The organism is Massilia solisilvae (assembly GCF_024753215.1).
GTDB lineage: Bacteria > Pseudomonadota > Gammaproteobacteria > Burkholderiales > Burkholderiaceae_D > Telluria > Telluria solisilvae.
On sequence record NZ_JANUGV010000004.1, the window covers coordinates 325,302 to 337,824 of the forward strand.

Annotated in this window: 8 protein-coding genes; all 8 read left to right on the top strand. The window is 68.9% G+C overall.

Features of this window, described 5'->3' with window-relative positions:
• Window positions 1-158 precede the first annotated feature (158 nt).
• The 8 genes from bcaP to NX773_RS16480 all read left to right on the top strand — a co-directional run bounded on the left by bcaP (window position 159) and on the right by NX773_RS16480 (window position 12,502).
• Window positions 159-1,586 (top strand): branched-chain amino acid transporter BcaP, encoded by a 1,428-nt coding sequence (gene bcaP, locus NX773_RS16445; protein ID WP_370662260.1) that lies wholly within the window; start codon window positions 159-161, stop codon window positions 1,584-1,586.
• 152 nt (window positions 1,587-1,738) lie between these two features.
• Window positions 1,739-2,974: a zinc-dependent alcohol dehydrogenase gene (locus tag NX773_RS16450; RefSeq protein ID WP_258857397.1), complete on the top strand. Its 1,236-nt coding sequence runs from the start codon at window positions 1,739-1,741 to the stop codon at window positions 2,972-2,974.
• Between the two features lie 19 nt (window positions 2,975-2,993).
• Window positions 2,994-4,133 (top strand): glycoside hydrolase family 1 protein, encoded by a 1,140-nt coding sequence (locus NX773_RS16455; RefSeq protein ID WP_258857398.1) that lies wholly within the window; start codon window positions 2,994-2,996, stop codon window positions 4,131-4,133.
• 98 nt (window positions 4,134-4,231) lie between these two features.
• Window positions 4,232-4,834 (top strand): HdeD family acid-resistance protein, encoded by a 603-nt coding sequence (locus NX773_RS16460; RefSeq protein ID WP_258857399.1) that lies wholly within the window; start codon window positions 4,232-4,234, stop codon window positions 4,832-4,834.
• 13 nt (window positions 4,835-4,847) lie between these two features.
• Window positions 4,848-7,277, top strand: coding sequence for a phosphoenolpyruvate synthase (gene ppsA, locus NX773_RS16465; protein ID WP_258857400.1), 2,430 nt, complete (start codon window positions 4,848-4,850; stop codon window positions 7,275-7,277).
• Between the two features lie 114 nt (window positions 7,278-7,391).
• Entirely contained in the window at window positions 7,392-8,495 is a 1,104-nt protein-coding gene (locus tag NX773_RS16470) for a 6-phosphofructokinase (RefSeq protein WP_258857401.1), read from the top strand.
• Between the two features lie 141 nt (window positions 8,496-8,636).
• The gene (locus NX773_RS16475) at window positions 8,637-10,079 is read left to right on the top strand and encodes an iron-containing redox enzyme family protein (protein WP_258857402.1); all 1,443 of its coding nucleotides are present in this window, start codon (window positions 8,637-8,639) and stop codon (window positions 10,077-10,079) included.
• Between the two features lie 26 nt (window positions 10,080-10,105).
• The gene (locus NX773_RS16480) at window positions 10,106-12,502 is read left to right on the top strand and encodes a cyanophycin synthetase family protein (RefSeq protein WP_258857403.1); all 2,397 of its coding nucleotides are present in this window, start codon (window positions 10,106-10,108) and stop codon (window positions 12,500-12,502) included.
• Window positions 12,503-12,523 lie beyond the last annotated feature (21 nt).

The window sequence follows — 12,523 nt, forward strand, 5'->3', positions numbered from 1 at the left end:
CGTGCTGCGTGCCCGGCAGCGGCCAAACGGCCTCGCGGGGTGTGTGGAGAATGCGATAATGTATGGCCTGCAAGGTGGAGCTGTCGTCACTGCAGTAGAAAAACTTGGGTTTGCGACAACAACAAGAACGTAAGCCGCCTATTAAATTGGAGAGACTAGTGAGTTTATTCAGAACTAAAAATCTTGATCACATGGTTGCCGCGAGCCGCAGCTCCCACAGCGGGCTCAAGAAGGTGCTCGGCCCCATGGACCTGATCATGATGGGTATCGGCGCGATCATCGGCACGGGCATTTTCGTGCTGACCGGCGCCGGCGCGGTCACTGCAGGGCCGTCGCTGACCCTGTCGTTCATCGTCGGCGCCTTCGCTTGCGGCTTCGCGGCCCTGTGCTATGCCGAATTCGCCTCCACCGTGCCGGTTGCCGGCTCGATCTATACCTACAGCTATGCCACCCTGGGCGAACTGGTTGCCTGGATCATCGGCTGGGACCTGCTGCTCGAATACGGCCTGGCCACCTCGGCCGTGTCGGCGGGCTGGTCCGGCTACTTCCAGTCGCTGATCGGCGGCCTGGGCTACCATTTGCCGGACGCGCTGTCAGCGGCGCCGGGCGCCAAGGCGGGCGTGACCACGTATTTCAACCTGCCGGCGTTCTGCATTATGATGATCCTGACCTTCATGCTGTCGCTGGGCGTGCGCGAATCGGCCCGCATCAACAACGTCATGGTCGCCATCAAGGTGGGCGTGGTGCTGCTGTTCATCGTGGTCGGCGCCAAGCACGTGCGTCCGGAAAACTGGCAGCCGTTCATGCCGTTTGGCGCAAGCGGCATGATGAGCGCGGCGGCACTGGTGTTCTTCTCGTTCATCGGCTTTGACGCGGTCACCTCCGCCGCGGAAGAGGTCAAGCGCCCCGAGCGCGACCTGCCGATCGGCATCATCGGTTCGCTGGCGCTGTGCACCGTGCTGTACGTGGTGGTCTCGGCCATCATGACCGGCATCGTGCCGTTCGCCGAATTCAAGAACAATATCGACCACCCGGTCTCGCTGGCACTCGAAGTGGCCAAGGAAAACTGGTTCGCCGGCTTCGTCAGCCTGGGCGCCATTCTGGGCATGACCACCGTGATCCTGGTGATGGCATACGGCCAGACCCGCATCATCTTCGCCATGTCGCGCGACGGCCTGCTGCCGGCCCGCCTGTCGAAGGTGCATCCCAAGTACGGCACCCCGTTCTTCGCAACCTGGATGGTCGGCATCATCTTTGCGCTGCTGGGCGCGCTGGTGCCGCTGGACGTGCTGGGCGAGCTGGTCAACATGGGCACCCTGGCCGCGTTCTGCCTGGTGTCGGTGGCCGTGATCGTGCTGCGCAAGAAGCGCCCGGACCTGCACCGCGCGTTCCGCTGCCCGGGCGTCCCGGTGATCCCGGCGCTGGCCGTGATTTTCTGCGCAACGCTGATGTCGTTCCTGAGCAAAACCACCTGGATTGCCTTCCTGGTCTGGCTGGTGATCGGCCTGGTCGTGTACTTCGGCTATGCGCGCCATCGTTCGGCGCTGAACAACGCGGCCAAAGAGGCCCCCGCTGTAGCGTCCTGAACCTCGCTTCCTGAAGCCCGGGCCCGGCAGTGTCGCACTGCCGGGCTTTTTTTGTTTTTGGCCACGCCGTCCCGAACTGCCTGGCGCCGCACGAATCAAAACTGCTTCACATCCGATTGCCAGGCACACCGGCTGGTGTGGAAGGAGAAGCGATGAAAGCTGTTGTATTTCACGACGTCGGCGACATCCGGCTCGAGGACGTGCCCGAGCCGACGCTGCAGCAACCGACCGATGCGATCGTGCGCATCACCGTGAGCGCCATCTGCGGGACCGACCTGCATTTCGTGCGCGGCACCTTCAGTGGCATGCAAGACGGCACCATCCTCGGTCACGAGGCTGTCGGCGTGGTGGAGCAGGTGGGCAAGTCGGTGCGCAACCTGGCCCCCGGCGACCGCGTGGTGATCCCGTCCACCATTGCCTGCGGCTACTGCTCGTATTGCCGCGCGGGCTATTACGCCCAGTGCGACATCGCCAACCCGAACGGGCCGTCGGCTGGCACTGCGTTCTACGGCGGGCCGCCGCTGTCCGGCGCATTCAATGGCCTGCAGGCAGAAAAGGCGCGGATCCCGTTTGCCAGCATTAACCTGGTCAAGCTGCCGGACGACATCAGCGACGACCAGGCGATCCTGCTGTCCGATATTTTCCCGACCGGCTATTTCGGCGCCGACCTTGCCCACATCAAGCCCGGACACACGGTCGTGGTGTTCGGCTGCGGGCCGGTCGGGCAGTTCGCCATTGCCTCGGCCAGGCTGATGGACGCAGGGCGGGTGCTGGCAGTGGACAACCTGCCGGACCGGCTGGAGATGGCGCGACGGCAGGGCGCGGAGGTGATCAACTTTGACGAGGAGGATCCGGTGCAGGCCGTGCGCGACCTGACCGGCGGCATCGGCGCCGACTGCGCCATCGATGCGGTGGGCGTGGACGCCGAATGCGCGCACCACGGCCCAGCCGCGGCGAAGGCGCAGCAGCAGGCAGAAGCGTTCCGGCAGGAGGTGGCGAGCGTGGCGCCGGTGCAGCACCCGTCCGGGCAGAACTGGAAGCCGGGCGAAGCGCCGTCACAGGCCCAGCAATGGGCGATCGAGGCGCTGGCCAAGGCGGGCACGCTGGCGATCATCGGCGTGTATCCTCCCAACGATTCCTCTTTCCCGATCGGCAAGGCCATGCTCAAGAACATCACGATCAAGATGGGAAACTGCAACCACCGGCGCTACATCCCGCACCTGATCGAGCTGGTCAGGAGCGGCGGCTTCGACCCGGCCAGCGTCATCACCCAGCACGAGGCGATGACGTCGGCGATCGATGCCTACAAGGCGTTCGACGAGCGCCGCCCCGGATGGATGAAGGTCGAACTGGTCAACACGCGGCAGGGCCAGCAGTCCGCCCCGTAGCCAAGGCACGGCCAACCCCGTGTTCAAAAGCTTCTTCCAGGCCGGCTTCGAGTGCGCGACCGGCTACAACCGCGACGGCGAGTGGATCGACCTGATCGAGGACACCTGGCACCACCGCCACGTCGATGAAGACTACCGGCGCCTGCGCGCGGTGGGCATCGCGACCGTGCGCGACGCGATCCGCTGGCCGCTGGTCGATCGCGGCGGCGGCCGCTTCGACTTTTCCACTGTGCGCACGCCGGTGGCGGCGGCGCTGCGCCACGGGATCGAAGTGGTCTGGGACCTGTTCCACTACGGCTATCCGGAAGGGACCGACCCGCTGGCCGACGACTTCGCCGAGCGCTTTGCCGCCTACTGCGGCGCGTGCGCGCGCTATCTGCGCCGCCGCCTGCCCGGCACGCTCTGGTTCACCCCGGTCAACGAGCCGTCCTACATGGCCTGGGCGGCGGGTGACGCGGCGCACTTCGCACCTCACCTGTGCGGGCGCGCCGGCGAACTCAAGGTGGCGCTGGTGGCGGCCGCGATCCGCGGCATCGACGCCATTCGCGCCGAGGTGCCGGACGCGCGCTTCGTGCACGCCGACCCGATGTGCCGGGTGGTGCCGTGCGACGCCAGCGCGGCCGCCGCGGCGGCGGCGCGCCACTTCAACGAACGCGGCGTGTTCGAGGCACGCGACATGCTGGCCGGGCGCCTGCGCCCCGAGTTGGGCGGCAGCCCGGCGCACCTGGACGTGGTCGGCATCAACTACTACTGGAACTGCCAGTGGGTGCTGGGCGAGCAGGGCAGCTGGCTGGCGCCGGACGACGCGCGCCGGCGCCCGTTCCGCGAACTGGCGCTCGCCGCCTGGGAGCGCTATGGCCACGAGATCGTCATTTCGGAAACCTCGCACTGGGGCGAGCACCGCGCCGGCTGGCTCGACGAGCTGGCGGGCGAGGTGGAGTGGCTGCTGGCGCGCGGGGTGCCGCTGCGCGGGGTGTGCCTGTACCCGATCCTGGGCATGCGCGACTGGCACGCGCCGCGCGACTGGATGCCGATGGGCTTGTGGGACATCGACCATGCCGGCGGCATGGGGCGCGTGCTGCACCAGCCGATGTTCAAGGCGCTGCTGCGGGCGCAGCGGCGGCTGCGGCGCCACCTGCCGGCCAGCCGCCGCGCCTGAGGCAGGCGCGGAACTGTCGCTCACCGGGCCTGCCTAATGAAACAGCGGACAGGCCGGGTCTCCTTTCCCGGCCGCGCTGATGTTGGCAGGCGGTCGATATGAACAGTTTTTATGTGCGTTCCTGGTGGGTGGCGGCGCTGCGCGGCGTGCTCGGCATCCTGTTTGGCGTGCTGGCCCTGATGTGGCCGGGCCTGACCCTGCTGACGCTGGTGGCCTTGTTTGCGGCCTACGCCATGCTCGGCGGGACCGCGTCGGTGATCGGCGCCATCAGCCACCGCAAGGTGGATGACGACTGGTGGATCCCGCTGCTGCTCGGCTTGGTGAGCATCGGCGCGGCGGTGGTGGCGGTGGTCAATCCCGTGCTCACCACGCTGGTACTGGTGATGGTGATCGCGGCCAACGCGCTGGTCTCCGGCGTGCTGGACATCGTGGCCGCCGCCCGGCTGCGGCGCGAGCTGCACGGCGAATGGATGCTGGCCCTGTCGGGCATCGCCTCGGTCGTGTTCGGCGCGCTGGTGTTCCTGTATCCGCTTGCCGGCGCCATCGCCATGGTCTGGCTGATCAGCATCTACGCGATCATCAACGGCGCCTTGCTGCTGTCGCTGGCCATCCGCGCCCGCACCGTTACCGCCCGCGCGCAAGCGCGCCCCGCGGTCGAGCGGCGCGTGCTGCCCGACCGGCGCATGGCCGGAGCACACTGAAGCGGGGCCGGCCATGGGCGCAGCGAGTGAGTTCATCCGCTGGTTTGCCGACCTTGGCGCTCAGGACGTGCCGCTGGTGGGCGGCAAGAACGCGTCGCTGGGCGAGATGTACCGCGAGCTCTCCGCGCGCGGCGTGCGCGTGCCCAACGGGTTTGCCATCACGGCGGCGGCCTACCGCGCCGCGATGGAACAGGCGGGCGCGTGGCAGCCGCTGCACGCGGCGCTGGACGGGCTGGATGCGGCCAACGTGGACGACCTGGCGCGGCGCGCGCGCGCCGCGCGCGACATCGTGTACGGCGCCGCGCTGCCCGCGCAACTGGCCGAGCAGATCGTCCAGGCCTACCGGCGCCTGCGCGACGAGTACGGGCCCGAGCTCACTGTGGCCGTGCGCAGCTCCGCCACGGCCGAGGATTTGCCCACCGCAAGCTTCGCCGGCCAGCACGAGACCTACCTGAACATCGGCGGGGAAGGCGAGGTGCTCGACAGCGTGCGGCGCTGCTTCGCCAGCTTGTTCCAGGACCGGGCGATCGTGTACCGGATCGAGAACGGCTTCGACCACTTCAAGGTCTACCTGTCGGTGGGGATCATGAAGATGGTGCGCTCGGACCTTGCCTCGGCCGGCGTGATCTTCACGCTCGATACCGAGACCGGCTTTCGCGACGTGGTGTTCGTCACCGGCGCTTACGGGCTGGGCGAGAACGTGGTGCAGGGCACGGTCGATCCGGACGAGTTCTACGTGTTCAAACCGGCCTACCGCAAAGGCAAGCAGGCGGTGCTGCGGCGCAGCCTGGGCGGCAAGGAGGTGCGCATGGTGTATGCGCAGGGCGGGCGCACCACCACGCGTAACGTGCCCACTCCGCCGGCCGAGCGCGAGCGCTTCTGCCTGCCGGACGAAGACGTGCTGGAACTGGCCGGCGCCGCGCTGCGCATCGAGGACCACTACAGCGCCCGGGCCGGGCACCCGGTCCCGATGGACATCGAGTGGGCCAAGGATGGGGTGGACGGCAAGCTGTACATCGTGCAGGCGCGGCCCGAGACGGTCGCGTCGCGCAAGAGCGGCGCCGTGCTGGACGAGTACACGCTGGACGGGCACGCTGCGGTGCTGGCCAGCGGGCGCGCGGTGGGCGCCAAGGTGGCCTCGGGCCGTGCGCGCGTGATCCACAATATCGGCGAGCTGGGCACATTCAGGCCGGGCGAAATCCTGGTGGCGGACACCACCATGCCCGACTGGGGCACGGTGATGAAGACGGCGGCGGCCGTGGTCACCAACCGCGGCGGGCGCACCTGCCACGCGGCCATCGTCGCGCGCGAGATCGGGGTGCCGGCGGTGGTCGGCTGCGGCAACGCCACCGAGTGCGTGCGCACCGGCGCCGAGATCACGGTCTCGTGCGCGGAGGGCGACCTTGGCCACGTGTACGCGGGCATCCTGCCGTTCCATAAAACCAGCACCGACCTGTCGACCTTGCAGCTGCCGGCCACCCACATCATGGTCAACATCGGCAATCCGGACACCGCGTTCCAGACCCGCTTCCTGCCCAACGACGGCGTGGGCCTGGCGCGTATGGAATTCATCGTGGCCGAGCACATCAAGGTGCACCCGATGGCGCTGGCGCATCCGGAGCGGGTGGGCGACGCGCAGGTGCGCGCGCAGATCGCGCAGCTCACGCGCGCCTGGCCGTCACCGCCTGAATACTTCGTGCGCCAGCTGGCCGAGGGCGTGGGCACGATCGCCGCCGCGTTCCATCCCAAGCCGGTTATCGTGCGCATGTCCGACTTCAAGACCAACGAGTATGCGAGCCTGCTGGGCGGCCAGTGCTTCGAGCCGCACGAGGAAAACCCGATGCTGGGCTTTCGCGGCGCCGCGCGCTACACCCATCCGGCGTATGCGGAAGGGTTCGCGCTCGAGTGCGAGGCGATGCGGCGGGTGCGCGGGGAGATGGGGCTCTCCAACGTGCGCCTGATGATCCCATTCTGCCGCCGGGTGCAGGAAGCCGAGGCGGTGATCGCGGCGCTGGGCGCACATGGCCTGGTGCGCGGGCAGGACGGTCTCGAGGTCTACGTGATGTGCGAGATCCCGAACAACGTGCTCCAGCTGGACGCCTTCGCCCGGCTGTTCGACGGCTTTTCGATCGGCTCCAACGACCTGACCCAGTTGACCCTGGGCGTGGACCGCGACTCGGACATCGTCGCCTTCGACTTCGACGAGCGCGACCCCGGCGTGCTCGGGCTGATCCGCATGACGATCGAGGGCGCGCGGCGCTGCGGGCGGCATGTCGGCATCTGCGGCCAGGCGCCGTCGGATTACCCGGAGGTGGCGCGCTACCTGGTCGAGCAGCGCATCGATTCGATCAGCCTGAATCCGGACTCGGTGCTGCGCACGCTGCGTGAAGTGGCCGAGGTCGAGCGACGCCTCGGCATCGCAGCGCGCGCCGCGCAATCCTGAGCCGGCCTTCGCGCCGCCGGGCGTGGCCGCGCACCATGGTATAGTCAGCCCGATCATGAACATCAACGGGCGGCGCCGGCGCGCGCGGCCAAAGCACAGGGAGCGGATGACGAGATGCGGATTGCGATCAGCACGGGCGGCGGCGATGCGCCGGGACTGAACGCCGTGATACGGGCGGTGGTACTGGCGGCCGAGCGCCAGGGGTGGGAATGCTGGGGCATCCGCGACGGCTACAACGGCCTGCTGGAGCCGGCGCAATGCCTGGGCGAGCCGGTCATGCGCCTGACGCCCGAGACGGTCTATGGCATCGGCGCGCTGGGCGGCACCATCCTGGGCAGCACCAACCGCGGCAACCCCTTGCGCTACCCGGTGCGCCATGCTGACGGCAGCATGGCCGAGGTTGACCGCGCGGATGAACTGATCGGGCTGTTCCGCGCGCGCGGCTTCGACGCGCTGGTCTCGGTTGGCGGCGACGGCTCGATGGCCATTGCCGAGAGCCTGTGCCGCAAGGGCCTGACGGTGGTGGGCGTGCCCAAAACGATCGACAACGACCTTGACCACACCTACACCACCTTCGGCTTCGACACCGCGGTCGGCTTTGCCACCGAGTGCATCGACCGCTTGCACACCACGGCCTATAGCCAGCACCGGGTGATGGTGGTCGAGGTGATGGGCCGCTACGCCGGCTGGATCGCGCTGCACGCGGGGATGGCGGGCGGCGCCCACGCGATCCTGATCCCCGAGATTCCGTTCGATCTTGCCGTTGTGGCCGAGTCGATCGCGGCGCGCGATGCCGCCGGCCACCACCATTCGCTGGTCGTGGTGGCGGAAGGCGCGCAGGCGCTGGGCGGGCAGCGCGAACTGCTGGCGGCCGCCGGCGCCGGGCATGCGGAGCGGCTGGGCGGCATCGGCGCGCGCCTCGAGCATGAGCTGGCGGCGTTGACGGGCAAGGAATGCCGTGCCGTGGTGCTTGGCCACCTGCTGCGCGGCGGCAGCCCGTCGGCGTTCGACCGGGTGGTGGCATCGCGCTTCGGCGCCGCGGCGGTGCGCGCGCTGGCGCAGGGCCAGTCCGGGGTGATGGTGGCGCTGGGCGGCAGCGAGATCGGCACCGTGCCGCTCTCCGAGGTGGCGGGACGCACCAGGCGCGTGCCGGTGGACAGCGATACCGTGGCCACCGCGCGTGAGCTCGGCATCTGCCTGGGCGACCGGGCTGCCTGAGAGCGATCTTTCCGAGGGTTAACTTTTTTGTAATCCAGTTCTTACAACGCGGCAGCGCGCGTACCGATTTCCGCCCATGGATGGCCTCCGGATAATTGTTGCAATTGTCTGAGAGGATTTTCGAAAATCGAAACGCACGCCATGAGTTCGCCCGCCGTTCTGGATGCATGCACCGCCGCGCCGCCGCCGCGCTGCGCGGGGTCCCCGCGTGCACGTCATCTGTACTTCAAGCTGATGTCCGACCCCGGCGCGGCGGCGGTCGCGGCGCAGGACTTCCTGCGCGAGCAGATCGACGCCGTGCGCGATATCCCGGCCGACCTGCCCGATAATCCGGCCGCGCTGGCGGCCTGGATGCGGGACCGCGTGGGCGCCGTGGGCCTGCAATACCGCGACTACCTTGCCGGCCGCAAGAACGGCGCAGCGCGCCGCTATTTCGGCAGCCGCGCGCACGCGCTGTACTTCCTGAAGGGCGTGGCGCCCACCAAGCTGGTGGACGGCGCCTGGCTGTACGGCCTGCTGCGCCAATGGGCCAATCCCGATGTCCGCCCGCTGATCCGGACCTATCTGGAGGAGCTGGGCGACGGGGTGCCGGGAAAGAACCACGTCACGCTGTACCGCCAGCTGCTGGCTACGCACGGCTGCGAGGGTTGGGAGCAACTGCCCGCGCATCATTTCGTGCAGGGCGCGATTCAGCTCGCGCTGGCGCACAACGCCGAGCAGTTCCTGCCCGAGATCGTCGGCTACAACCTGGGCTACGAGCAGCTACCGTTGCACCTGCTGGTCAGCGCCTATGAGCTCAATGAACTGGGCATCGACCCGTATTACTTCACGCTGCACGTCACGGTGGACAACGCGGCCAGCGGACATGCGCACAAGGCTGTGCAGGCGCTTGAACGGCTGCTGCCGCAGGTGGGCGACCGTGCCGCGTTCTGGCGCCGCGTGCTGGACGGCTACCGGCTCAACGAGCCCGGCGCCAGCACCACCTCGGTCATCGCGGAATTCGACCTGACGGACGAGCTGGTGCGCATCCTGGCGGCGAAGAGCACCGTGGGCCGCAACCTGCACTCGGACTACTGCCGCGTGGCCGGCCGCCCGGTCAACGACTGGCTGTCCGACCCGGCCCGGATTCCGGCCTTCCTGGCGGCGCTGCAGTCGGCAGGCTGGATCAGCCGTGGCGAGGATCCGGGCAACAGCCGGTTCTGGCGGCTGGTGAGCGGCGAGCGGGCCGAGATGTTCGGCGTCTTCACTGCCTACGAGCTGGAGGTGCTGCACGACTGGATCGCGGACGGCCAGGGCCAGGCTTCGCGCCGGGTGTTGAGCCACCGGGCGCGCCAGCGCACGCTCGACAACCTGGGCCAGCAGGAGACGCGTGGCCGGCAGCCCGAGCGCGGCCTGATCCGCCGCCACGCGCACGCGGACGAAGGCACGGACAACGAATTGCGCGTGCTCGAACAGCGCATCGCGGAGGCGGCGAACAAGCAGGAAGCGATGGAGGCGCTGCGTGAACTGATGGGGCCAGCGCTGCACCACACCGCGCCGGGCCTGATGGCCACCCGCATGTTCGCGCGCCTGCTCGACGCTTGAGAACGCCCCAGATAAGGAATACCCACGTGTACATCCTGGAACAGCGCTTCCTGCGCGGACCGAACATCCACGCCGACAGCCCGTGCCTGCTCAGCGTGCTCGACCTGGACGACCTGTACGGCGTCTCGAGCAAGGACATCCCCGGCTTTAACCACGCACTGCTCGGGCTGCTGCCTTCGCTGCACGGCCAGCTGGTGCCGACCGGGCAGCGCGGCGGGTTTGCCCAGCGCCTGCGCGAGGGGACCTATCTCGGGCGCGTGGTCGAGCAGCTGACCCTGGAACTGCAGACGCTGGCCGGAACACACGTCAGCTACGGCCGCACCAAGCCGGCCGCGCGCAGGCCCGGGCAGGTGCGCATCGTCTGCGCCTATGAAGTGGAGAGCTTGGCGCAACCGGCGTTCCGGCTGGCGGTGCAGATCGCCGATGCGCTCGGCCACGGCCAGCCGTTCGACCTCGCCCCGCGCCTGGCCGAGCTGCGCGAGATCGTGGACCGGCACGCCATCGACCCTGGCACGGCGGCGGTGCTGGCCGCGGCGCACGAGCGCGGCGTTCCGGTGCAGCGGCTGACCGAAGACGCCAGCCTGTTTCAGCTTGGCTGGGGCGTCAGGCAGCGGCGCCTGCAGGCAGGCGCCACCAGCGAAACCAGCTTTATCGCCACGAAGATCGCCAGCGACAAGCAGCTCGCCAGGTCCTTGCTGCAGGAGGCGGGCGTGCCGGTGCCGCAGGGCGACATCGTGCGCTCGCTGGACGAGGCGCTCGAGGTGGCGCGCTGGGTCGGCGGCCCGGTCACGGTCAAGCCGCAGGGCGCCAGCGACGGCGTGACCGTCAACTGCAGCACCCGCGACGAGATCGAGCGTGCTTATGCATTGGCGCACAACTACGCGCGCCGTATTGTCGTCGAGCGCCACATCGAGGGCAGCGCATACCGCGTGCTGGTCGCAGGCGGCCGTGTTGCTGCAGCCCGCCAGCGTGGCGGGGCCAGCGCTGCTGGCGAGGACGTGACCGCGCTGCTGCCCGAGCCGACGCGGCGGCTGTGCGTGCGCGCCGCGGCGACGGTCGGGCTGGACGTGGCCGGCATCGACATCGTGTGCCGCGACATTGCGCAGCCGCTGGCGGCGCAGGGCGGGGCGGTAATCGAGGTGCACGCCGGATCCGACATCGCCCTGCAACAACATCCGGACGCCGGCACGGCGGTGCTCGACAGCCTGATGGGGGATTCGAACGGGCGTATCCCGCTGGTCGCGGTGACCGGCACCAATGGCAAGACCACCACCGCGCTGATGATCGCGCATGCCGCGCGCATGGCCGGCCGGGTAACGGGCGTGACCACCACCCATGGCGTGCACATCAACGGCAAGACGGTGGCGGTGGGCGATTGCACCGGCTACTGGTCGGCGCGCACCGTGCTGGCCGCGCCGGACGTCGAGTTCGCGGTCCTGGAGACGGCGCGCGGCGGCATCCTCAAGCGCGGCCTGGCGTTCGACCGCTGCGACGTGGGCGTGGTGCTGAACGTGTCGCCGGACCATCTGGGGCTCGATGGCGTCGAGACCATCGAGGACCTGGCACAGGTGAAGGCTGTGGTGGCGGCATCGGCCTCGCGCGCGGCGGTGCTCAACGCGCAGGATGCGCTGTGCGTGGCGATGGTGCGGCGGCTGAAGCCGAACACGGAGGTGGTGTTCTTTTCGATGGAGCCGGAAAACCCGGTGCTGCTCAAGCACCTGGGCGACGGCGGGCGCGGCGCCTACCTGCAGGACAACGCCATCGTGCTTGCCGACGGCAAGCGCCAGGTCGAGCTGCTGCGGGTGGAGAGCATGCCTGCCGCATTTGGCGGCCTGGCGCGCTTCAACATCGCCAACGCGCTGGCGGCTGCCGCGGCGCTCATGGCCTGCGGGTTCCTGCACATGCAGATCGCCAGGGGCCTGTCGACCTTTGTCTCGGACGGCAAGACCAATCCGCTGCGCACCAACGTGTTCGACGTGCGCGGCGTGACCGTCATCGTCGACTATGCCCACAATCCGGCCGCGTACGTGGCGATGGCGGAGATGGCGCGCGCGATGCTGCCGCGCCAGCTGGTCGGGATCGTGACCGCGCCGGGTGACCGCCGCGACGACGATTTGCTGGAGATCGGTGAAGTGTGCGGCGAGCGCTTTGACGAGCTGGTGGTGTACGACTCGTCGCTGCGCGGCCGCGCGCCGGGCGAGACGGTGGACCTGATCCTCGAGGGGGCGCAGGAAGTGGTGGGCCCATCGGACACGCTGCATCGCGAGCTCGACGTCGGCAATGCGATCCGGCTCGGCCTGTCGCTGTGCGCGCCGGGCGACGTGCTGGTGTTTTCGTGCGGCTCGTCGCTGCGCGTGTTCATCGAGGCGCTGCGCGTCACCGATCCGGAGAGCGCCGATCTGATTGCCGCGCAAACGGCGTGAACCGCAGGCCGGGCAGTTGTG

Bases quoted from the DNA above. Each gene is read 5' to 3' on its own strand.
- NX773_RS16450 (WP_258857397.1), top strand. From the start codon at position 1,739: ATGAAAGCTGTTGTATTTCACGACGTCGGCGACATCCGGCTCGAGGAC.
- NX773_RS16460 (WP_258857399.1), top strand. From the start codon at position 4,232: ATGAACAGTTTTTATGTGCGTTCCTGGTGGGTGGCGGCGCTGCGCGGC.
- ppsA (WP_258857400.1), top strand. From the start codon at position 4,848: ATGGGCGCAGCGAGTGAGTTCATCCGCTGGTTTGCCGACCTTGGCGCT.
- NX773_RS16470 (WP_258857401.1), top strand. From the start codon at position 7,392: ATGCGGATTGCGATCAGCACGGGCGGCGGCGATGCGCCGGGACTGAAC.
- NX773_RS16475 (WP_258857402.1), top strand. From the start codon at position 8,637: ATGAGTTCGCCCGCCGTTCTGGATGCATGCACCGCCGCGCCGCCGCCG.